Annotated in this window: 17 protein-coding genes and 7 pseudogenes; 17 read left to right on the top strand and 7 right to left on the bottom strand. The window is 59.1% G+C overall.

The window, feature by feature from the left end; translation table 11 throughout:
* Positions 1-86 precede the first annotated feature (86 nt).
* The 11 genes and pseudogenes from rpsA to zapE all read left to right on the top strand — a co-directional run bounded on the left by rpsA (position 87) and on the right by zapE (position 10,230).
* Positions 87-1,765, top strand: a pseudogene (rpsA, locus tag GKE73_RS04040) (30S ribosomal protein S1).
* A 7-nt stretch (positions 1,766-1,772) separates the two neighbouring features.
* On the top strand, positions 1,773-2,102 hold the full coding sequence (locus tag GKE73_RS04035) for an integration host factor subunit beta (RefSeq protein ID WP_230369196.1): 330 nt from the start codon (positions 1,773-1,775) through the stop codon (positions 2,100-2,102).
* A gap of 247 nt (positions 2,103-2,349) precedes the next feature.
* Complete coding sequence (locus GKE73_RS04030; RefSeq protein ID WP_230369195.1) at positions 2,350-2,640, top strand: LapA family protein; 291 nt, start codon at positions 2,350-2,352, stop codon at positions 2,638-2,640.
* Between the two features lie 74 nt (positions 2,641-2,714).
* Positions 2,715-3,875, top strand: coding sequence for a lipopolysaccharide assembly protein LapB (gene lapB / locus GKE73_RS04025; RefSeq protein ID WP_230369194.1), 1,161 nt, complete (start codon positions 2,715-2,717; stop codon positions 3,873-3,875).
* Between the two features lie 18 nt (positions 3,876-3,893).
* Positions 3,894-4,639: pseudogene (gene pyrF, locus GKE73_RS04020) on the top strand (orotidine-5'-phosphate decarboxylase).
* Positions 4,640-4,663: 24 nt separating this feature from the next.
* A complete protein-coding gene (locus GKE73_RS04015; protein WP_230369193.1) occupies positions 4,664-4,822 on the top strand; it encodes a hypothetical protein in 159 nt (52 codons plus the stop codon).
* Positions 4,809-5,957, top strand: a complete 1,149-nt coding sequence (locus tag GKE73_RS04010; RefSeq protein ID WP_230369192.1) for a UDP-glucose dehydrogenase family protein — start codon at positions 4,809-4,811, stop codon at positions 5,955-5,957. The genes GKE73_RS04015 and GKE73_RS04010 overlap by 14 nt, the downstream gene beginning before the upstream one ends.
* Before the next feature lie 8 nt (positions 5,958-5,965).
* A complete protein-coding gene (rfaE1, locus tag GKE73_RS04005; RefSeq protein WP_230369191.1) occupies positions 5,966-6,928 on the top strand; it encodes a D-glycero-beta-D-manno-heptose-7-phosphate kinase in 963 nt (320 codons plus the stop codon).
* Between the two features lie 68 nt (positions 6,929-6,996).
* Positions 6,997-7,990: pseudogene (rfaD, locus tag GKE73_RS04000) on the top strand (ADP-glyceromanno-heptose 6-epimerase).
* 133 nt (positions 7,991-8,123) lie between these two features.
* Positions 8,124-9,023 carry a cysteine synthase CysM gene (gene cysM, locus GKE73_RS03990; RefSeq protein ID WP_230371391.1) on the top strand — a complete coding sequence of 300 codons (900 nt, stop codon included), beginning with the start codon at positions 8,124-8,126 and terminating at the stop codon, positions 9,021-9,023.
* Positions 9,024-9,064: 41 nt separating this feature from the next.
* Positions 9,065-10,230 (top strand): annotated as a pseudogene (gene zapE / locus GKE73_RS03985) (cell division protein ZapE).
* 117 nt (positions 10,231-10,347) lie between these two features.
* Here the strand turns inward: zapE and efp are convergent.
* From efp to earP (GKE73_RS22425), 3 genes are all read right to left on the bottom strand, one after another.
* Positions 10,348-10,911 (bottom strand): elongation factor P, encoded by a 564-nt coding sequence (gene efp / locus GKE73_RS03980; RefSeq protein WP_230369189.1) that lies wholly within the window; start codon positions 10,909-10,911, stop codon positions 10,348-10,350.
* 120 nt (positions 10,912-11,031) lie between these two features.
* Positions 11,032-12,009: an elongation factor P maturation arginine rhamnosyltransferase EarP gene (earP, locus tag GKE73_RS03975; protein WP_312854353.1), complete on the bottom strand. Its 978-nt coding sequence runs from the start codon at positions 12,007-12,009 to the stop codon at positions 11,032-11,034.
* Complete coding sequence (gene earP / locus GKE73_RS22425; RefSeq protein ID WP_280954747.1) at positions 11,990-12,127, bottom strand: elongation factor P maturation arginine rhamnosyltransferase EarP; 138 nt, start codon at positions 12,125-12,127, stop codon at positions 11,990-11,992. Before earP (GKE73_RS22425) ends, earP (GKE73_RS03975) begins: the two co-directional genes overlap by 20 nt.
* 153 nt (positions 12,128-12,280) lie before the next feature.
* On the opposite strand from earP (GKE73_RS22425), the gene GKE73_RS03970 reads away from it, so the two are divergent.
* The 5 genes and pseudogenes from GKE73_RS03970 (at position 12,281) to GKE73_RS03945 (ending at position 19,134) form a co-directional block, all read left to right on the top strand.
* A complete protein-coding gene (locus GKE73_RS03970) occupies positions 12,281-12,730 on the top strand; it encodes a DUF748 domain-containing protein (protein WP_230369188.1) in 450 nt (149 codons plus the stop codon).
* Positions 12,646-15,654 (top strand): annotated as a pseudogene (locus GKE73_RS26445) (DUF748 domain-containing protein). The gene GKE73_RS03970 and the pseudogene GKE73_RS26445 overlap by 85 nt, the downstream one beginning before the upstream one ends.
* Before the next feature lie 151 nt (positions 15,655-15,805).
* Positions 15,806-17,449, top strand: a pseudogene (locus tag GKE73_RS03955) (adenosylcobalamin-dependent ribonucleoside-diphosphate reductase).
* 31 nt (positions 17,450-17,480) lie between these two features.
* Entirely contained in the window at positions 17,481-18,584 is a 1,104-nt protein-coding gene (locus GKE73_RS03950) for a hypothetical protein (RefSeq protein WP_230369186.1), read from the top strand.
* 229 nt (positions 18,585-18,813) lie between these two features.
* Positions 18,814-19,134: a hypothetical protein gene (locus GKE73_RS03945; protein ID WP_230369185.1), complete on the top strand. Its 321-nt coding sequence runs from the start codon at positions 18,814-18,816 to the stop codon at positions 19,132-19,134.
* 127 nt (positions 19,135-19,261) lie between these two features.
* On the opposite strand, the gene GKE73_RS03940 is transcribed toward GKE73_RS03945, so the two are convergent.
* The 3 genes and pseudogenes from GKE73_RS03940 to GKE73_RS03930 all read right to left on the bottom strand — a co-directional run bounded on the left by GKE73_RS03940 (position 19,262) and on the right by GKE73_RS03930 (position 20,716).
* Complete coding sequence (locus GKE73_RS03940; protein WP_230371547.1) at positions 19,262-19,834, bottom strand: aminotransferase-like domain-containing protein; 573 nt, start codon at positions 19,832-19,834, stop codon at positions 19,262-19,264.
* 55 nt (positions 19,835-19,889) lie between these two features.
* Positions 19,890-20,291, bottom strand: a pseudogene (locus GKE73_RS03935) (aminotransferase class I/II-fold pyridoxal phosphate-dependent enzyme); the annotation flags it as partial.
* A gap of 92 nt (positions 20,292-20,383) precedes the next feature.
* Positions 20,384-20,716 (bottom strand): GntR family transcriptional regulator, encoded by a 333-nt coding sequence (locus tag GKE73_RS03930; protein WP_230369184.1) that lies wholly within the window; start codon positions 20,714-20,716, stop codon positions 20,384-20,386.
* A 157-nt stretch (positions 20,717-20,873) separates the two neighbouring features.
* On the opposite strand from GKE73_RS03930, the gene GKE73_RS03925 reads away from it, so the two are divergent.
* A complete protein-coding gene (locus tag GKE73_RS03925; RefSeq protein ID WP_230369183.1) occupies positions 20,874-21,473 on the top strand; it encodes a LysE family translocator in 600 nt (199 codons plus the stop codon).
* A 66-nt stretch (positions 21,474-21,539) separates the two neighbouring features.
* On the opposite strand, the gene GKE73_RS03920 is transcribed toward GKE73_RS03925, so the two are convergent.
* The gene (locus GKE73_RS03920) at positions 21,540-22,217 is read right to left on the bottom strand and encodes a 2'-5' RNA ligase family protein (protein ID WP_230369182.1); all 678 of its coding nucleotides are present in this window, start codon (positions 22,215-22,217) and stop codon (positions 21,540-21,542) included.
* Positions 22,218-22,245: the final 28 nt, after the last annotated feature.

Raw genomic sequence — 22,245 nt, 5'->3', positions numbered from 1 at the left:
CCGTGTAACACCTCGCTTTGTTTTTAACCCTAACCCCGCACGTCGCAAGGCGTGCACCGAGAGTAAGCTTGATGACTACCCTCTCCATGGAAAACTTTGCCCAGCTGTTCGAAGAAAGCCTGACCCTTCACGACATGCGCGTGGGCGAGGTGATCACTGCCGAAGTCGTTGCAGTTGATTCCAACTTCGTTACCGTAAACGCTGGCCTCAAATCCGAGTCCCTGATTCCGGTCGAAGAATTCAAGAATGACCAAGGTGAAGTTGAAGTCGCCATCGGCGATTTCGTAACTGTTGCCATCGACGCGCTGGAAAACGGCTTTGGTGAAACCAAGCTGTCCCGCGACAAGGCCAAGCGCCCGGCTGCCCGGGTGGAACTGGAAGAAGCGCTGGAAAACGGCGAAATCCTGTCCGGCCTGATCAGTGGCAAGGTCAAGGGTGGCCTGACCGTTATGGTCAACGGCATCCGCGCCTTCCTGCCGGGTTCCCTCGGTTGACGTACGTCCGGTGAAAGACACCACCCCGTACGAAGGCAAGAACATCGAATTCAAGGTTATCAAGCTGGATCGCAAGCGCAACAACGTAGTGGTATCGCGTCGCGCCGTTCTGGAAGAAACCACGGGCGAAGAGCGCAAGGCTCTGCTGGAAACCCTGAAAGAGGGCGCCGTTATCAAGGGTATCGTCAAGAACATCACCGATTACGGTGCGTTTGTTGACCTCGGCGGTATCGATGGCCTGCTGCACATCACCGATCTGGCATGGCGCCGCGTTAAGCACCCGTCCGAAGTTCTGGCCGTGGGCGACGAAGTGGAAGCCAAGGTACTCAAGTTCGACCAAGAGAAGAACCGTGTATCGCTGGGCCTCAAGCAACTGGGCGAAGATCCGTGGGTGGGTCTGTCCCGTCGTTACCCGTCCGGTACCCGCCTGTTCGGCAAGGTGACCAACCTGACCGACTACGGTGCGTTCGTGGAAATCGAACAAGGTATCGAGGGCTTGGTTCACGTGTCCGAAATGGACTGGACCAACAAGAACGTACATCCGTCCAAGGTTGTTCAAGTTGGCGATGAAGTTGAAGTCATGATCCCGGAAATTGACGAAGACCGTCGTCGTATCTCCACCGGGCATGAAGCAATGTCTGGCTAACCCGTGGAACGAATTTGCTGACAACTTCCACAAGGGTGACAAGATCACTGGCGCCATCAAGTCGATCACCGACTTCGGCGTGTTTGTTGGTCTGCCGGGCGGCATCGATGGCCTGGTTCACCTGTCCGACCTGTCTTGGGCTGACAGCGGCGAAGAAGCCGTTCGCAAGTTCAAGAAGGGTGACGAAGTGGAAGCCGTTGTGCTGTCCATCGACGTTGAAAAAGAACGTATCTCCACGGGCATCAAGCAGCTGGAAGGCGATCCGTTCAACAACTTCGTGGCCATGAACGACAAGGGCGCTCTGGTTAAGGGCACCATCAAGTCGGTTGATGCCAAGGGCGCTGTTGTCGCTCTGGATTCCGATGTTGAAGGTTACCTGCGTGCTTCCGAACTGTCCCGTGACCGCGTGGAAGATGCTCGTACCGTCCTGAAGGAAGGTGACGAAGTTGAAGCCGTGATCATCGCCGTGGATCGCAAGTCCCGCAATATCAGCTTGTCCATCAAGGCTAAAGATGCTCAAGAAGATAACGCTGCACTGAAGAACCCGGCAGTGGATAGCGCTTCGGCCGGTACCACCAACCTGGGTGCTCTGTTGAAGGCCAAGTTGTCTGGTTCCAACGAGTAATAGCATCATGACCAAATCTGAGCTGATTGCGAGGCTGGCAGAGCGTCTTGCCGAGCGCGATTCTCAGTTGGTCTACAAAGATGCTGAGCTGGCCGTCAAAACCATACTGGATGCGATGGCCAGCAGCCCGGCACAGGGTAAACGGATTGAGATTCGTGGCTTTGGTAGTTTTGATCTGAACTACCGCCCGCCACGGGTTGGCCGTAACCCGAAATCAGGTAGCAGTGTCTCGGTTCCTGAGAAATATGTGCCTCACTTCAAGGCAGGCAAGGAGTTGCGGGAACGGGTGGATCTGGCCCTGCTGGAGCAGGTCCAACTGGAACAGGCGCAAGCCTGATCGCACAATTTGACTGCCTCGCAAGCCAAAACTGAAGCGCCACCCTCGAGTGGCGCTTTTTCATGCCTGACGTGCCCCCCCTTGGCCGGGCAATGAGAGCCCGGTCGTGGTGAGTCAACTCAGCTAAATCCCTGTTGGCCGACTGGCTGATTTGTCCGCTTTTAGCCGAATTAACACCGCGTGCAACTTGGGTTGCCGTGTCCAATCGTTTAAACTTGCACTCCAGTTATTTTCCCCGAGAACTCCCATGCGCTACCTGCTGCGTATTATCGAACTGGCCCTGTTGATCGTACTGATTGCGGTCACCGTACAAAACAGTGATCTGGTCAAATTCAAGCTGTTCTTCGGACAAGTCTGGGAAGCACCATTCATTGTGTTTCTGCTGCTGTTTTTTGTGGCCGGGGCGGCGGTTGGCCTGTTGGCGACGTTTTCCTATTACCTGCGCATGCGCAAGGAACTATCCCAGCTCAAGAAAGAGCTGCGTACGCGCCCGGCCAGTAGCGTGACGGTTGATCCCAGTGACGCGCTGGCGGATTAACACTTAACACGTCTGCGTGCCAAGAAGCTGCCCGGTTGGGCAGCCATGTCTGTTTTAGCGGGAAAGGATAGTGGTTGGAACTTGATCTGTGGTGGCTGTTGCTGTTCCCGGCTTTTTTCGGGCTGGGATGGTTGGCGGCGCGCGTGGACATGCGTACCGTTTTGAAACAGGCAAAGTCCGTACCGACGGCGTTTTTCCGCGGTGTGGATGCACTGGTGGAAGACAAGACGGATATTGCCGCGCAGGCGTTGGCCGAAGTCTCGCGCCAGCAAGGCTCGGCCCCGGAACTACAGCTGACGCTGGGCAAGCTGTATCGCAAACGTGGCGAAAATGATCGTGCGATCCGCTTGCATCAGCGCATGCTGGAATCGTCCGATTTGCCCACTGAAAACCGCGAGCGGGTGCGTTTTGAATTGGCGCAGGATTTCCGCAAGGCGGGTTTGGTCGATCGTGCCGAGGAAATCCTGCTGCAATTGCTGGACGGCAACATGGGGCTGGCGGCACGCCAGCAGTTGCTGGACATTTATCAGCAGGATCGTGACTGGACCAAGGCCATTGAAACGGCCAAGGAGCTGCGCAGTGATGCCCATTCGTTTCAGCATGAGGTAGCGCAATTCTATTGCGAGCTGGCGCAAGGCGAGGTGTATCGCTCCAATCTGCCGTTGGCGCGTGAACATGTGGCGGCAGCCTTTTCGGCCAACCGCAAGTGCGTGCGCGCCAGTCTGATTCTGGGCGATATCGAATTCGCCGAAGGGCACTTCGAGGCGGCAATCGCCGCCTGGCAAAACATCGAGAAACAGAACTTCAATTATCTTTCCATGGCAGCTGAACGCTTGTTTGATGCCTACGAAAAACTGGAAAAACCGCTGGAAGGGATTGCGCTGCTGCGCGGTTATCAAAAAACCTTCCCGCAGCTGGAACTGACCGACCTGCTGTATCAAAAGCTCGCCACCTATGAAGGCGAGCATGAAGCCCTGCTGGCGGTTCGCGAAACGGTACATGCCCGGCCAAGCCTGATGGGGGTGTATCGTTTGCTGGAAGCGCAGATGGAAGATCTGTCGCCGGAAGGTCGGCTCGATACCGAAATGACGCGTGCCCTGATCCAGAAACATGCGCTGCGCCTGACGGTGCACCGCTGCAAATGCTGCAATTTCCGGTCGCGCGCTTTCTTCTGGCATTGCCCGGCCTGTGGCGAGTGGGAAAGCTTTACGCCCAACCGTTCTGAAACTCATTAAGCATAATCAGGAAGTCTTATGAATCCTTTGGTGGCGGCCGATCAGGCTGGAACCCTCACTTCTCCTGTCATCGTCGCGCTGGATTTTGCCAATGCCAGTGGTGCGCTGGAGTTTGTCAGCCAGCTTGATCCGGCGGAATGTCGTGTCAAGGTGGGCAAGGAACTGTTTACCGCCTCCGGACGGTCATTGGTGGAAAGCCTGGCCCAGCGCGGTTTTCAGGTCTTTCTGGATTTGAAGTTTCACGATATTCCCAATACCGTTGCCCATGCCTGCAAAGTAGCGGCTGAGGCCGGGGTATGGATGGTGGATGTGCATGCCTGTGGCGGCCGTCGCATGATGGAAGCGGCGCGCGAGGCGCTGGCAGGATACAGCCAGCGTCCCAAGCTGATTGCCGTGACGGTATTGACCAGCATGGAAGCCGCCGACCGGCCGAGATCGGCATCAGCGTGCCACCGCAACAGCAGGTGTTGCGCCCGGCCCGTCTGGCACAGGATTGTGGGCTGGACGGGGTGGTGTGTTCGGCGCAGGAAGCCAGCATGCTCAAGACGGAGTTGTCCGCTGGTTTTGAACTGGTGACGCCGGGTATTCGCCTTGCTGACAGCGCCGCCGATGACCAGCGCCGTGTCATGACGCCGACCGCCGCCCTTGACGCAGGTGCGGATTATCTGGTGATTGGCCGACCGATTACCCGCGCGGCGCAGCCGCTGGAGGTGTTGCGTCGCATCAACCACGAAATTCAACTCTACAAGCAAGCACGCGCATGAAAATTACCGTTATCGGATCGGGCTATGTCGGCCTCGGTCACCGGCACCTGTCTGGCTGAAGTGGGCAACCATGTGCTGTGTCTGGATGTGGACCCCGCCAAGATTGCCACCCTGCAACAGGGCGGCATTCCGATTTTCGAGCCCGGGCTGGACGACATGGTGCGGCGCAATGTTGCCGCTTAACCGCTTGAGCTTTACCACTGATGTGGCTGAATCCGTGGCCTTTGGTGAGGTGCAGTTCATTGCCGTTGGCACGCCGCCGGATGAGGATGGCTCGGCCGATCTGCAATATGTGCTGGCCGCCGCCCGCAATATTGGTCAGCACATGACCGGCTACAAGGTGGTGGTGGACAAATCCACGGTACCGGTCGGCACGGCCGACAAGGTACGCGCTGTGCTGGCACAAACGTTGGCCGAACGTGGCGTCGAGCTGCCGTTCAGCGTGGTGTCCAACCCTGAATTCCTCAAGGAAGGTGCGGCGATTGAAGACTTCATGAAGCCGGACCGCATTGTGGTGGGGGCGGAAGACGAGCAAGCCATCGACACCATGCGCCGTCTGTACGCGCCGTTCCAGCGTAGCCATGACCGCATCCTGTTCATGGATGTCCGCAGTGCCGAACTGACCAAATATGCGGCCAATGCCATGTTGGCGACGCGTATCTCGTTCATGAACGAGCTGGCCAATCTGGCGGAAACATTGGGGGCGGATATTGAACTGGTGCGCCGCGGCATCGGTTCTGATCCGCGCATCGGTTATCACTTCCTGTATCCGGGCGCGGGTTACGGTGGCTCCTGTTTCCCCAAGGACGTGAAGGCCTTGGTGCAGGCGGGCAAGGAAAACGGTCATACCCTGCGAGTGCTGACGGCCGTGGAAGAGGCCAACGAGGTGCAGAAGCATCGTCTGGTCGACAAGGTGGTGGCTCGCTTTGGCGACGATCTGCACGGCCGCCGTTTTGCCTTGTGGGGGTTGGCGTTCAAGCCCAATACCGATGACATGCGTGAAGCACCGAGCCGGGTGATCGTGGCTGAGTTGACCCGGCGTGGCGCACAAGTGGTGGCCTTCGACCCGGTGGCAACGGACGAAGCACGCCGAGTGATGGGTGCCAATGACCAGCTGGTGTTTGCCGACGACATGATGAGCCCGCTGCAAGGCGCCGATGCGCTGCTGATCGTGACCGAATGGAAGATGTTCCGTGCGCCGGACTTTGATGCCATCAAGCAGGCGCTGAAGTCACCGCTGATCATCGACGGTCGCAATATGTATGACCCGGCCTGGGTGCGTGCACAAGGCTTTGACTATCAGGCCATTGGCCGTTGAGGAGCCGCATGAGCTTGTTGCAAACGATTGGACTGACGCCCGCAGGGTTGGCCGAAAAACTGGCCGGGGCACGGGTACTGGTGGTGGGCGATGTGATGCTGGACCGTTACTGGTTTGGCGATGTTAATCGCATCTCTCCGGAGGCACCGGTGCCGGTGGCGCGCATCAACCGGCTGGAAGAGCGTGCCGGTGGGGCGGCCAACGTGGCCCGCAACATTGCCAGCCTGGGTGGTCAGGCGACCATTTTGTCCGTGGTGGGCGACGACGAGGCCGCAACGGCGCTGGAGCGCTTGATGCAGGCCGATGGCATCGTCACCTCGTTCAAACGCGATGCGCACATTGCCACCACCATCAAGCTGCGCGTGGTGGCGCGCCAGCAGCAACTGATTCGTCTGGATTTTGAAGATGCGCCCAGCCATGAAATCCTGTCGGATATTCTGGGCGAGTTTACCCAGATCGTGGCGCAGTACGATGCTGTGATTTTGTCCGACTATGGCAAGGGTGGCCTGACGCATGTGGCGCAGATGATCCACCTGGCGCGCGCAGCGGGTAAACCGGTGCTGATTGATCCCAAGGGCGACGATTACAGCAAATACGCCGGGGCCACCTTGCTTACGCCAAACTTGAGCGAATTTAAAGAAGTGGCCGGTAGCTGGCGTACGGAAGATGAACTGGTGAGCAAGGCTCAGGCACTGCGGCACTCGCTTCAACTGGATGCGTTGCTGGTAACCCGCAGCGAGGAAGGTATGACCCTGTTCCGCGAGCAGGGAGCGTTGCACCAGCCTACGCTGGCGCGTGAAGTGTACGATGTGTCCGGCGCAGGTGATACCGTGATCGGTACGCTGGGGTTGATGCTGGCCGCTGGCCTGCCTCTGCCGGATGCCATGTCGCTGGCCAATGCGGCGGCGGGTATCGTGGTGGCGAAACTGGGGACTGCCGTGTGCAGCCAGCAGGAATTGTTTGCGTTGTAACGCGGCCAGCGCTGGCGTGCCTGCCGGTTAGGCGGCCTGTGGCGCATCGCTCGCACAAAGGATAGAACATGACCATAGTTGTTACCGGCGCGGCCGGTTTCATTGGCTCGAACATCGTCAAGGCGCTCAATGCGCGTGGCGAGACCGACATCATCGCGGTGGATAATCTCACCAAGGGCGACAAGTTCCTCAATCTGGTGGGCTGTGAGATTGCCGATTATGTCGACAAGCAGGATTTCCTGCCGAGCCTGTTGCAAGGCCATCTGGATGGCGAGATTCGGGCCATTTTTCATGAGGGTGCCTGCTCCGACACCATGAATCATGATGGCAAGTACATGATGGAAAACAACTATCAGTACACGCTGTCGTTATTTGAATACTGTCAGGACGAGGAAATCCAGTTCCTGTACGCCTCCAGTGCGGCCACCTATGGCAAGGGCACGGTGTTCAAGGAGGAGCGGCAGTACGAAGGCCCGCTCAACGTCTACGGTTATTCCAAGTTCTTGTTCGACCAGGTGCTGCGTCGGCGCATGCAGGACGGCCTGACCGCGCAGGTTGCTTCCGCTATTTCAACGTGTATGGACCGCAAGAGCAGCATAAGGGGCGCATGGCCTCGGTGGCGTTCCACAATTTCAACCAGTACCGCGAGACCGGTAAGGTGAAGCTGTTTGCCGGTAACGATGGTTACGGCGATGGCATGCAGAGCCGTGACTTTGTCTCGGTGGAAGATGTGGTCAAGGTCAATCTGTATTTCCTCGATCATCCGGAGAAGTGCGGCATCTTCAATCTGGGCTCGGGTCGTGCCCAGCCGTTTAACGACGTTGCGGTGGCGACCGTCAACGCCTGCCGCTTAAGCACGAAGGCAAACCGGCGCTGACGTTGGCCGAACTGGTGGAGCAAGGCATTCTGGAATATATCGAGTTTCCGGAAGCGCTCAAGGGCAAGTACCAGAGTTTCACCCAGGCCGATATCAGCAAACTGCGCGCCTATGGTTATGAAGAGCCGATGCTGACGGTGGAGCAGGGGGTGGACCGCTATGTGGATTGGCTGATGACGCGCTGAGCGAATTCAGGTTTAAGCCACCGGGCCCGCGTGCATCGCCGCGGGCCTTTTATTATGCAAAACCAGCATAAGGGTAAAGCGGGTTGTCTTGTCTGGCGGTAGTATAATGGCCGCTTCTTAGGAGATGCCACGCATGACTTTACCATCGTTTCACACGCTGGAAGATTTTGTTGGCCACACCCCGCTGGTCAAACTCAAACGCCTGCCCGGGGCGACTAGCAATACCATTTTGCTCAAGCTGGAAGGCAATAATCCGGCCGGTTCCGTCAAGGATCGCCCCGCGCTCTCCATGATTCGTCATGCCGAAGCACGTGGTCAGATCAAGCCGGGTGACACCCTGATCGAACCGACGAGCGGCAATACCGGGATTGGCCCGGCCATGGCGGCCGCCATGATGGGCTACAAGCTGATTCTGGTAATGCCGGAAAACTCCACCGCCGAGCGGGTGCAAACCATGCAGGCGTATGGCGCCCAGGTGGTACTGACGCCGAAAGAACACTCCATGCCCGGCTCGATCGACGAAGCGCGTCGGCTGCAGGCCGCGGGTGTCGGCGTGATTCTCGACCAGTTTGCCAATCCGGATAATCCACTGGCGCATTACGAAACCACCGGCCCGGAAATCTGGGCGGATACCCGTGGCAGCATTACCCACTTTGTTTCCAGCATGGGCACCACCGGTACCATCATGGGCAACAGCCGCTATCTGAAGGAACAGAACCCGGAGATCCAGATCATCGGTGTGCAGCCGCAGCCGGGTAGCCAGATTCCGGGGATTCGCAAGTGGGAAGATGAATACCTGCCCAAAATTTGTGATTTCAGCCGCATTGACCGCATGATCTACGTGTCGCAGCAGGAAGCCGAAGATACCACGCGCCAGCTGGCCCGTACCGAAGGCATTCTGGCTGGCCCGTCATCTGGCGGTGCCACGGCTGCCGCGCTGCGCCTGTCGCAGGAAGTGGAAAACGCCGTGATTGTTTCCATTGTCTGCGACCGCGGCGACCGTTATCTTTCCAGTGGCCTGTTTGCCGTGTAAGGTTGGCCGAATTCACGACTTGAGACCGACAAAGATTTCGCATGTCCCAACATACTTTTTCTCCGCCGTCCGATGGCAGCATGAGCCCCAAGGCCTGGTATCAGGTCGCCAGTGAGCAACCCGGTTTCATTCATGATGCGGCCCAAGCCGCCGCGATTGATGAGCTGGATAAACTCTGGCATCAATTGGTGGATTTCAAGGCCAAGCGCAATCGTTTCTTGGGGCGTAGCCTGCGCAGCCCGGATGTACCCAGCGGCTTGTATTTCTGGGGTGGCGTGGGGCGTGGCAAGAGTTTCCTGATGGATGCCTTCTATGCCTGCGTGCCGTATCGGCGCAAACGGCGTATCCACTTCCATAATTTCATGGCGGAAGTGCATCGCGAGCTGAAACTGCTGGCGCGCGAAAAAGACCCGATGTTGGCACTGGCGGACAAGATTGCGCGCAACACCCGTCTGCTCTGTTTTGACGAGTTCCATGTCAGCGATATTGCCGACGCGATGATACTGGGCCGTCTGATGGCGGCGCTATTCGAGCGGGGCGTGGTGCTGGTGACCACCTCCAATTATCCGCCCGATGGTCTCTATCCCAATGGCTTGCAACGTCAGAATTTTCTGCCGACCATCGAGTTGCTCAAGCGCGAGCTGAAGGTGCTGAATGTCGACAGTGGCAATGACTACCGCCTGCGTGAGCTGACGCGTGAACCGCTGTTCATGGTGTATTAGCCAATGCCGATAGCGAAGCGCGCATGCAGGTGATGTTTGACCGGCTCAGTTCCGGCACGACGCTGCCGGAGTCGCACGTGGAAGTGCTGGGGCGGCAGATTCCGGTGAAAAAGCTGGCGCCGGGAGTGATCTGGTTCGATTTCAAGGGCATTTGCGGCGGCCCGCGCGCCCAGACCGATTATCTGGAAATCGCACAGGAATACCATACGGTGTTTCTGTCGGATATTCCCAAACTGACGGCCAAGGATGCAGCGGAAGCGCGCCGGTTTACCCGGCTGGTGGATGTGTTCTACGACAATCGCGTCAAGCTGGTGGCCTCGGCGGCGACTCAGCCCGAGGAGCTGTATACCGAAGGGGTGCAAGCCAGCGAGTTCTTCCGTACCGCCAGCCGCCTGACCGAGATGCAGTCGCGCAGCTATCTGGAACTGCCGCACCAGTCCGAAGGCATGACGCTGGATCAGCCGCCAGAAGGCGTGGTGAGCTGAGCCGGTGATTGTCAGGTTGGCCGAACCCCGGCGCCACGCGTGTCAGGTTTGGCCAGCACTAGCCACCATGAAAAAAGCGCCCGGTTGGGCGCTTTTGGCTTTCGGCAAGCAGCGGAATTACACGCGCTTCTTGAATTCGCCGGTACGGGTATCGATTTCGATCTTTTCGCCGATTTCGACGAAGGCCGGAACCGGTACTTCGAACGTGGTGCCAACCGGGCGAGCCGGTTTCAGTACCTTGCCGGAGGTGTCGCCACGGACGGCCGGTTCGGTGTATTCCACTTCACGGACCACGGTGGTCGGCAGTTCAACGGAAATGGCCTTGCCGTTATAGAAGGTCACTTCGCATTTTTCTTCCATGCCATCGACGATGAAGTTCAGCGCATCGCCCATGTTTTCGGCTTCAACTTCGTACTGGTTGAATTCTTCGTCCATGAAGACGTACATCGGGTCGGCAAAGTAAGAGTAGGTGCACTCTTTCTTTTCCAGTACCACGACGTCGAATTTGTCATCGGCGCGATACACGGCTTCCGATGCTGCGCCGGTCAACAGGTTTTTCATCTTCATCTTGACGACGGAGGCATTACGGCCGGATTTGCTGAATTCGGCTTTTTGCACGACCATCGGGTCGTTGCCAACCATGAATACGTTACCTGCGCGGAGTTCCTGTGCGGTTTTCATTGCGTAAAAATCCCAAACACTTGAATTAGATCGGAAAACGGTATCCGAAAAACGGGCTATTGTAGCCGGTTTTGTATGAATTGCACCAGCCGTGTCCCCAAGTCCCCCGACGCCAGTTGTTTATCCATCCAAAGTTGGCTGTGTGTCAGCCATTCCGGCAAATGTGGCTGCGCGGCTTGCCGGGCGGCGGCCATGCCCTGTCCGCGGTTCCGGGCATGGCTCAGTGCGTGGATGGCCTCGGCTGGCGTCCGGGCTGAGCGGCGCGGTGTAGTGTGACAGAAACGCATCAAGCTTGAGTAGATGGGCATCTTCCTGTTGCGGATAGATATGCCAGACAAACGGCCGGGCCGCCCATTGCGCCCGCACGAAGCTGTCCTCGCCCCGCACGAAATTGATATCACAGGACCACAGCAGCAAGTCATAGCTGGCCTGATCGGTCATCGGCAGTACCTGCACGGTCAGGTTGCCTTGCGTCAGCCGCTGGCCGACCTGCAAAGGTTGGCCGAATACCTTGGCCACATCCGGCAGCACCTTGCCCACCGGTACCAGACAGGTTATCGGCCGATCGCCCAGCGCCCACAGCGCCAGCAGCTCGGTGGCGGCCGGGTTTTCATAGGCAAACAGGCTGACACGCCATTCGCCGGGTTGCGCCGGTGGCAGGTTGAAGGTTTGCCAGTACGCGCGCTGGGCAAGGGCGTCGCGTTGCCACTGCTGGCGTTGCGCCGGTAGCCCGGCTTCGCACAGCAGGCCGCCGGTTTGTGCGCCCAGACCGGGGAAAAAGAAGTATTTGGTCAATGGCAGGCGAGGGTGCGGCGAGGGCAAGCCGTGGCAGCCTTCCACCCATTCTTCCGCCGACAGATATTCCAGATTGATCCACACCGGCGGGCGTGGCTGCGTGGCCATGGCTTCTTGGAAACTGTCCGGCAACTCGCAGCCAAAGGCTTCGATCACCACGTCGCCCGGCACCACGTCGGCCGGAAACGCATCGCGCCGCCAGTGGCAGATGGTGATGTCATCCTGCTGTTGTTGCTCGGCCGCCGGGTCCAGCTGTGGCAATAGTTGGCCGAAGCTGGCCAGATCATCCACCCACAGGCGCACATGTTGGCCGAACCCCTGTGTCAGCTAAGCGTGCCAGCCGCCGGGCGACGCCGATATCGCCGTAATTGTCGATGACGGTACAGAACAGATCCCAGTGCCAGCGTGGTGGTGTATGCATGTTGAAACGGAGGTTGTACGAGGCGCGGCCAGCATACCATTATTAGCTTGACGCCCGCGTGAAACCTCGGCGGAGAAAGCCGCAACAACGAGCATAAACGCGCCCGGCTTTGGGTTTAGAATAGCCAGCTAACCAATAATAAAGATGCCCGCCATGACCGAACCTGTCGTTCCGCCGCCGTCTACCGTTCCGCCGTCGCGCGCTGCCCGCTGGCCTTATTGGCTGGGCGGCAGCGCCTTGCTGGTGGGTATCAGCTGGGGCTTGCTGGCCGGTGTGGCGCCGGGGCTGGCCAAGAATGCCGCCAGCCAATGGGCGCAGGGCATTGGCCGCCAGCTGGTGGTGGGCGATATCCATCTCCGACCATGGAGCATGGAGCTGGAGATCAACAATCTCCGTCTGAGCGAAGGCAATGGCCAGCCGCTGTTTGCGGCGCGGCGGGTGCTGGTCAATGCCGATCCTTCCGCCTTGTTGCTGGGGCGCTGGCAGTTGTCCGAGTTCCGTCTGGAGGCCCCGCAACTGTGGGTGGAGCGCAACCGTCAGGGCCAGTGGAACTGGGCGCGTTTTGTCGCCGATGCCAGTGGCCCGGCCAAGCCGGAAGCTTAAGCAAGAAAAGCGAGCTGCCCAAACTGCTGGTTCAGGAATTTGCCATCCAGCAAGGGCAGGTGCAGCTGTCGGACCAATTGGGTGGCGCGCATGAGCGTTTCAACCTGTCGCCGGTCAATTTCCGGCTGACCGACCTGTCCACCCTGCCGGAAAACGGTGCCTACACGCTGCATGCCGTTCTGGCCGATGGCGCACAGTTCGACTGGAAAGGCTCGCTGCGCCTGCAACCGCTGCAATCGAGTGGCGAAGCGCGGGTACGTGGTTTTCGGCTGGCCAGCATCTGGGATTATGTCAAACCGCAATTTGCCGTGGCACCGCCCAAGGGCGAGCTGGCCTTACAGGCGCGCTACCAGTTTGACCTGAGCGGCAAGCAGGCGCAGCTGACGGTGGCACCGTTTGCCGCCAAGCTCAATCACTTGCAACTGACGGCGCCGAGCAGCGGCAGTGTGATTCGCCTGCCTCAGTTGGCGCTCAACAATGGCCATTTCGATCTGCAACGCCATGCAGTCAATCTGGGGCAGGTAACGTTAAGCGGTGCGCAGATTGCGCTGCAACGGCAGTCCAACGGCCTGATTGACTGGCAGGCCGCCTTGCCGCCAAGCAAGCCGACAGCCCCCAGTCCTGCGGCAACCCCGGCCGCGCCCTGGTCGGTACAGCTGCCCAGCCTGCGGCTGGAGAACTGGGCGCTGGACTATACCGACCATGGCTTTGCCCAACCGTTGCAGGTCAATGGCCGCTTGCCGTTGCTGACCGCACAGATGGCCCTGACGCCGAAAACCGGTTTGCAGCTGAAAGACGTAACGGTGGCGCTGGCCGATTGGCAACTGGGCGCGCAGCATGCCAAACCGGTGGTGACCTTGCAGCAGGCGCATCTTGCGGCCAGCCAGTTCAGCCTGCAACAGCACACGTTGCAACCGGGCAAACTGAGCCTGAGCGGGCTGGAGGTGTTGGCCGAACGCAACCGTCAGGGACGCATCAATCTGCAACAGTTGTTGCAACCGGCTGGTGCGGTACGGCCTGCCGTCGCCAAAGCAGTGGGTAACGCCAAGGCTGCACCGGCGTGGAAACTACATTATCCGCCGCTGGAATTGACCGACAGTCGCCTGCAATGGAACGACGCCAGCCCGGCCCAGCCGGTAAAACTGGCGCTGGAAGCGGTGTCTGCCACGCTGGAAGTACCCGAGCATCAGTAAGCGCAATTGGCGGTGAGCAGTAAGCTGGGGAGCGGCACGTTGTCGGCCCAACTGGCGCTCGATCTGGCCAAGGCGGCCGTGCAAGGCCGGGTGACGGCCGCCGGGGTGCCATTGTCACCGGTGGCGCCGTATGCCTTGGCCACAACGCCGCTCAAATTGAGCGATGGCACACTTTCGGCCAACCTTGCGGTGGCTGCTTCGGCCCGTAACTGGCAGGTGAACGGGCAGGCCGGTATCAACCGTTTCAAATTGCAGGAACCCGGCCAGCGCAAGCCGCTGCTGGGCTGGCGCCAACTGGCAGTAAACGGGCTGGCGGTGCAGGGACAACCGCTCAACGTGGCGGTACGCGAAGTGCGCCTGATCGACCCGTCCGCACGCCTGATCCTCGACGCGCAGCGCCAACTTAACGTGGTCAAGCTGTTTTCCGGTAAGTCCGCAGCCAGCAGTAAGCCTGCGGCCGCTGTCGTCAAAACGGCTACGACGCCGGTGACTGCACCGCCCGCTGCCGTGGCGCCAGTCCGCCAGAGCACGCCGGGCCATACCGTGCCGGTCAACGTGCGGACGGTGCGCGTGCAAGGCGGGAATGTGGAATTTGCCGATCTGGGCATGAACCCCAATTTCGCCACGCACATGCATCGGCTGCGCGGCTCGATTCAGGGGCTGTCCTCGTTGCCCGGTAGGCGTGGCACCGTCACGCTGGATGGCGATGTCGACCGCTATGGCGATGTCCGCGTGCGCGGTTCGCTGGCTCCGCTTGCGGTCACCGACGACACCGACATCACGCTGGCGTTCCGCAATATCCCGCTCAACAGCCTCAATCCGTACTCGATGACTTTTTTAGGCTGGAAGATCAACGACGGCCGTCTGACCGTGGATTTGCGCTATCTGTTGCAACAGCGCCAACTCAAGGGGCAGAACCGCGTCGTCATCGATACCATCCAGCTGGGCGATGAAATTCCCGATTACAAAGGGCCGCACTTGCCGCTACGGCTGGCGGTGGCACTGCTGGAAGACAGCGATGGCCGTATCGATCTGGAACTGCCGGTGAGCGGCAATCTGGATGATCCGCACTTCAGCTATGGCAAGGTGATCTGGCACGCTTTCACCAATATCATCACCAAGGTCGTGACCGCGCCGTTCCGTGCGCTGGGCGCGTTGTTTGGTGGCGAAGGCTTTGATGACATCCGCTTCATTGCCGGTGAAGCGGCCGTATCGCCACCGGAGCGGGAAAAACTCGACAAGGTCGCCGGAGTCATGGCCAAGCGTCCCAAGATGCTGCTGCAATTGGCCGGTGGTTTTGACCCGGTGGTGGACAGCAAGGAACTGGCGCGGGCACGTATCGACCGGGCCATCTTGCAGGTGGTAAGCCGTGGCGTCGCTGCCGATGAGCCGTTGCCAGTACCTGATCTGGCCGACCCAGCCATCCAGGCCGCGGTGAAAACCGTGTTCGGCCAACGTGTCGGGCGTATGCGCTTGATGACCTGGACGCTGAACCCGCGTGCGCCGTCGGGTGCCGCCACGGCCCGTGCCTTGCATGACGAGATGCTGGCAAAAGAAGGCGTGGACAACACGGCCTTGCAAGCGTTGGCCCATGCCCGCGCCGAAAATGCCAAACGCGTACTGTTGCGTGCCGACAACACGTTGGCCGAACGCATCAGCGTGTTGCCGCCGGTAAAGGCCAAGGCAGGACAGGATGGCGTGCCTCTGGAGGTCAAACTGGCCACCCGTTAAGCCGCCACCGGTGCTTGCCGCTCGCAGCCGCTTGGGCGCAGAATGCACTACATGGTGTTTTATTGGTATCTTGATTTTCTATATATTGTGTCATGGCCGTGCCGCCCGTTGCCGAGCGCCCAAGCCGTGATCCGGGAGGAAAGGTAACAGGATGAAACAGGAAAACGTCGCCGCCATGGCCGAGCAGGACATTTCGCGGGAGGTACTGCTGGAAAAATACGCCAAAGGAGACGAGCAGACTGTTACCCAGGTCCGTCAGCGGGTGGCCCGCGCGCTGGCCGCCCGCGAAAACGATCCCGCCCGCTTCGAGCAGCAGTTTTTCCACGCACTGGATCACGGTTTCATTCCCGGTGGACGCATCAATTCCGCCGCCGGGACTGACTTGCGGGCGACGTTGATCAACTGCTTTGTCCAGCCGGTGGCGGATTCGGTTTCCGAGAGCGAGAACGGCAAGGTTGGTATCTATCAGGCGTTGTTGCAAGCAGCTGAAACCATGCGCCGTGGCGGTGGTGTGGGCTACAACTTCAGCCGGATTCGTCCGCGCGGCGCGCGGGTGAAAGGGACGGATAGCCGCGCCTCTGGCCCGGTGTCCTACATGCGCGTGTTCGATCGCAGTTGCGAAACCGTGGAATCCGGCGCCCGTCGTGGCGCTCAGATGGGCGTGCTGGATGTCAGCCATCCGGATATCGAGGCGTTCATCCACGCCAAAGACCAGGGCGATTTACGCAACTTCAACATTTCGGTTGGCGTGTCCGATGCCTTCATGCAGGCGGTGGAAGCCGAGGCCGATTGGGAGCTGACCCACGAAGTTGCCCCCGCCAGCGACGCCTTTCCGGAAAGTTACCAGCGCGACGATGGCCTGTGGGTGTATCGCAAGGTTTAAGCCCGCGCGTTGTGGCGGCAGATCATGGAGTCCACCTATGACCATGCCGAACCGGGCGTGCTGTTCATGTCCAAGATCAACCGCGATAACAACCTGTCGTATTGCGAAGTGATCGAATCCACCAACCCGTGTGGCGAGCAGCCGCTGCCGGACTATGGCTGCTGCGATCTGGGCTCGGTGAACCTGGCCCGCTTCGTGCAACAACCGTTTGGCGATAAGCCGAGCTTTGATTTCAAGTCGTTTGAGCAGGTGGTGCGTACCTCCATCCGCATGCTGGATAACGTGCTGGACCTGACGGTGTGGCCGCTCAAGGAGCAAGAGCAGGAAGCGCAGAACAAGCGCCGCGTCGGGTTGGGTTTCACCGGCCTTGGCGATGCACTGATCATGCTGAAAATCCGCTACGACAGCGAAGAAGGCCGTCGTTTCGCCGCCAGGTTGGCCGAAACCATGCGCAACGCCGCCTATGATGCCTCGGTGGATCTGGCGATCGAAAAGGGCCCGTTCCCGTTATTTGATGCCGAGGCGTATCTGGCCGAGCCGCACTGTGCCAGCCGCTTGCCGGAAGCCATCAAGGCGCGCATCCGCAAGCACGGCATCCGCAACTCGCACCTGCTGTCTATCGCGCCGACCGGCACCATCTCGCTGGCCTTTGCCGATAATGCCTCCAATGGCATCGAACCGCCGTTCAGCTGGTTCTATACCCGCAAGAAACGCATGGCCGATGGCAGCACGCAAGACTATCTGGTGGAAGACCACGCCTACCGGCTCTACCGCCTGCAAGGCGGCGATACCGCTAACCTGCCAGAGTATTTTGTCAGTGCGCTGGAAATGAGTGCGCTCGATCACATGCGCATGGTGGCGGCCGTGGCACCGTTTATCGACACCGCCATTTCCAAAACCGTCAACGTCTAGCACCGATTACCCGTTTGCCGATTTTGAATCGTTGTATCTGGAAGCCTGGCGTAACGGGCTGAAGGGCATCACCACCTATCGCCCCAATAATGTGATCGGCTCGGTGCTGTCGGTGGAACCGGCGAAAGAAGCCCCGCAAGACCTGTCTGCCAGTCAGGACGGCGACCCGGATCGCCGCATTACCCTCAATACCGCGCCCAGCCCGGCGCTGGCCAGCCTGAAATGGCCAAACCGGCCCAAGCTGAAAGAAGGCAATCCTTCCCGGACTTACATGGTGGAAGGCGATGCCGGCGACTTTGCCGTGGTGGTCGGGCACGTGGAAAACGGCCGCAAAACGCCGTTCGAATGCTGGGTCAACGCCACGGAAGAACAGCGTGGGTTGGGTGCCATTGCCAAAACTCTGTCCATGGACATGCGTTGCCGCGATCATGCCCGGCTGGCCGCCAAACTGGACGCACTGGCGCACACCAACGGTGATAAACGCTATCGTTTTGAACTGGGCGAAAAAACGGTATATGCCACCTCGGCTTCCGCCGCGCTGGGGCAGGTGGTGCACCATCGTGTCGAGCAACTGGGCGCACTGGAAGGCTTGCCCGGCGCCCCCACGCCGGTGATGGATGCCCTGTTTTCCCGCAAGGAACCCAAGTCCGGTACCGATGGCACCATGAGCTGGTCGGTGGATGTGCTCAATCCGCAAACCGGTGATGATTTCGTGCTGTTCGTCAAAGAGCTGGTGTTGCCCAACGGCAAGCGGCGGCCTTACTCGCTGTGGCTGGTAAGCGCCTATCCACGCGAGCTGGACGGCCTGTGCAAAATGCTGTCGCTCGACATGCGCGTGATCGACCCGGCCTGGATCGGCATGAAATTACGCAAACTGCTGACCTATGCCGAACCGCAAGGTGATTTCTTTGCCCGTACGCCGGGCAGCGACAAATCACAAAGCTGGCCATCCACCGTGGCCTATATGGCGCGTTTGCTGATCCACCGTTATGCCATGCTCGGCGTGCTGACCGAAGAAGGGGTGCCGCTGGAGGATATGGGGGTGATGGTGCCGGAACAGGCCGATCTGTTTGAGGCCGAAACCAGCGTAACGATGAAGCCGGTCGCTAAGCAAACCCTGCCCGGAATGCGGTAACCATGCCCTGATCAAAAAGGATGGTTGCGAATTTTGTACCGCGTGTGGTCACGTAGGTGCGTGTGGTTAAACATTCGCCGCCAGCTGTTTGACAACCAAGTGAACCGGCCCGGAACATCCGGCCGGTTTTTTTCTAGGCATACCCTTACCAGCATGTCACCCGTCATTGACCGGACTTGGAATCGTGTCCACCGGAGGATGGCGTTGCGATGCCGAAGACCACTGCAAAATGAATAAACTTGCTACCTATGTCGGGGCCGTTCACGGTCGGCCGGTTGCCGTTACCATCACCGAACAGGCGGTGGCGACCGAGCGTTGGCTCGATCAGGGATTCGAGGTGGTGCAGGAAGATACTGTCTACCGTTTCAGCAACGGCGTGGTCATCCGGCGCCAGATCGAGCGGGACCAGTTTCCGAGCGAGCTGGCCTGTGCCGAATGCTGGATCAGCTACGAAGTGATGGAGCAGCCGCCTGCGCTTGCGATACAAGCGCACAAGAGCTTCGATAATGCCTGCCGCGAAGCCTACTGGCTCAACTACCATCTCGCCTGATGCCGCCACGTATTGCTGGTATGGATATGTCAGCCAGTGTGGTGTGTATTCTTGCCGACAGAGGTTTCGGCCAACCTGTCTCTCACTCGCTGGCGGCATGCCGAGGGTGCCGGTGCATCGGCGCTCTTCACGCCGTGGGCAATAACTCCTGCGCCTTTCCAGCCTGAATCTTGGCCAACTCACCCAGTCGGATCAGCGCGTTGCTAAAGCGCGCATTCATCTCGTGACAGCACGAAATCCGCAGGCAATGTGCGTAGCGCGCACTGCTGGAATACAGCGAACCCGGCATGATCACAATGCGTTCCGCCAAAGCAGCATGAAACAGCGCCAGTGTATCCACGCCCTGCGGCAACTCCAGCCACAACAGAAAGCCGCCCGTCGGCTGCGTGGCGCGTGTTCCGGCAGGAAAGTGGCGGGCGATCAGGCCACGCACGGTGTCCACCTGTTGGGCATAGCGGCGGCGTAGCGTGCGCAGATGGTGGTCGTAACCGCCATTGGCCAGAAATTGCCCCACCGCTTCGGAAAGCAGCGTCGACTCGGCAATGCTGGAGGCAAATTTCAACTGGCGTACCGTTTCGCCAAAGCGTCCGGCTTCCAGCCAGCCGATGCGGTAGTCGGGCGCCAAGGTTTTGGTGTAGCTGGCGCACACCATGACCCAGCCGTCGGTGTCGAACGACCTGACGGTTAGAGGAGGGCGCATCGGTGAACTGTAGCTCGGCATACAGGGCGTCCTCAATCAGTGGCACCCGGTAGTGATTAACCAGTTTGGCCAGACGTTTTTTGGCTTCCAGCGGCATGGTGCAACCCAGTGGGTTATGCACTGTCGGCATGGCGATCACCGCGGCCAGTCGCTGTTCTTGCAGCAGTAACTCCAGCGCATCCAGCGACAGCCCATGCTGTGGATGGGTTGGAATTTCCAGCACGTTCAGCCCCAGGCTTGCCAGCAGCGGATAGAGGTTGAAATATGACGGCGATTCCACGCCTACGGTATCTCCCGCCTTGGTCACCGCCCGTAGCGCCAATTGCAGCGCTTCCATGGCGCCATGTGTCAGCAGAATGTCGTCGGGCGCCAGTTTCATGCCCAGTTGCAAGGCACGCCGCGCAATCTGCTCGCGCAATAGGAGTGAACCAGGGGGCAGTGCATAGTGCGACAGCATGTCGGGCGTACGCCGCAGTAGTGAGGCCGTCAGCCTTCCCAGTTTTTCGCCGTGGTAGAACATCTGCCCATGCGGGATAGCCAGTGCCAAATCTATATGGTCATTGCGTTGCTGAGCTTCGAGAACGATGGCGACCAGATCACGGATGGTGCGGCTGGCGGTAGCTTAAGCGTGCCGGGGGCATCGCGCAGCGGCGTTTGCGGTGTTGGCAGCGCACTTTTGACGTAATAGCCGGATTGCGGCCGCGCTTCGACCAGCCCGCGATCTTCCAGCAAGCGATAAGCCGCCGTGACGGTATTGAGGCTGACCTGATGTTGCATGGCTGCCGCGCGAATGGACGGCAACCGGCTGCCGCCAAGGCTGCCGTGGGCAATGGCCTCGGCCAGATCATTGGCCAGTAGCTGGTAGCGGGTAAGCAGGCTCATCGGCTAGCGTTCCTGAGGGTACAGTTCCGGGAGAAAAAATGGTGACAGTTTGCCAAAAAACTAAATTGCAACCATGACAATAACAGTTTTCTGGTTCTGTAACCGTTATGGTCAGCACGATAGCATGAAGCCTGTCCTTTTGAAACGGAATGCTGCCATGTTGGAACCTGTCACCTTTGCCACGTATTTTGCCGTGATGTCGATCACTCCCGGCCCCAACAACATCATGCTGGCGACCTCCGGGGTTAACTTTGGTTTGCGCCGCACACTGCCGCACTTGCTGGGGATCAGCAGTGGCTGTGCGTTGCAGTTGTTTATTTCCGCTTTGCTGATGTCGCTGGTGGTGTCTTCGCTGGAGGGAATACGGGTCTGGCTGGCGGTGATCGGCTGTTGCTACCTGTTCTGGTTGTCATGGAAGCTGCTGAAAGCCTCGGCGCCGGAGTCGCGTGAGGTAGCCAAGCCGATGGGATTTCTGGCCGCTGCGTTGTTCCAGTGGGTCAATCCTAAAGTCTGGGTGATGGTCATCAACAGTGCCATCCTGTTCATGCCCGGCCAACCTTCTACAACCTCGGTGTTCATGCTGGCCTTGATGTCTGCGGTGGTAAATTTCCCGTGTATTCTGGTCTGGGCATTTGGTGGTGATCGACTGCGCCATTGGCTACAGCAAGCTTGGGCGTTGCGTGCGTTTAACGTAGTGATGGCCTGTTTGCTGGCATTGACTGCCGTGTGGATGCTGGCGGACGAATTTACAGCCTGATCGCGACGATTACTTCCCGCCGTGACGTGCCATATCCCTTAGCGCCAAGCTGGCTGGCCGTCTGATTCAAAAGAGGGGCGCTTCATGCCAGTCGAGGCTAGCCTGGCCCAGATGGTAATCGGCAAGGGTAGTTAACGGCCCACCGATGTCGGCCGACTGGTAAGACATCAGGCTGACGCGCTGGACCACGCAGCGGGAAACCTCAGGGCAAGTAAAACTATCCAGTTTTTTGCTCACGGCGAGGCTAGGCCAACGCTCCGCATACAAACCAACCGTGACATGCGGGATGTAAGGAGGGTTCTGCGCTGAGTGGGGTGCCGGGCAGTTGTGCAGCGTGGTGATGTGCCCGTTTGGGTCACTAATGTGAAAAAACGGAGCCGATGAAAAGCTGCACAACTGCCCGATTTCAATTTCGAAAGGCGGCAGCCGGGCGCGTTGCAAGGCCTCAATATGTTGCCCGAACGTGGCGGGGACAAAATCGTCTTCCCGGCGTGGCTGATGACTGAGAAAGCCACAAATACCCAAGGTGATATGGGGCTGACGCCGATAGCCATCCAGCAACAAGCCAGCAAGATGCTGTTCGGCTGCGGCGACGTGTTGGCGTACAGCCGGGACATCGACGTCAATGGCCCAGATGGCAAAACGTGGTCGTCCCAAATGCCATTCGCAGAAGTCGCGGCGGATATTGCGCAGGGTGTGTGTGCTTGCCAGAAAGTTTTGGCGCGTATCGGGATGACTACTCATCCATCCTTCTCGTGTTGGTTGCTATTGG

This window comes from Paludibacterium denitrificans (genome assembly GCF_009707705.1).
Lineage (GTDB): Bacteria > Pseudomonadota > Gammaproteobacteria > Burkholderiales > Chromobacteriaceae > Paludibacterium_A > Paludibacterium_A denitrificans.
Note: the sequence above shows the minus strand (reverse complement) of the source record. Positions and strands in the feature narration are given on the sequence as shown.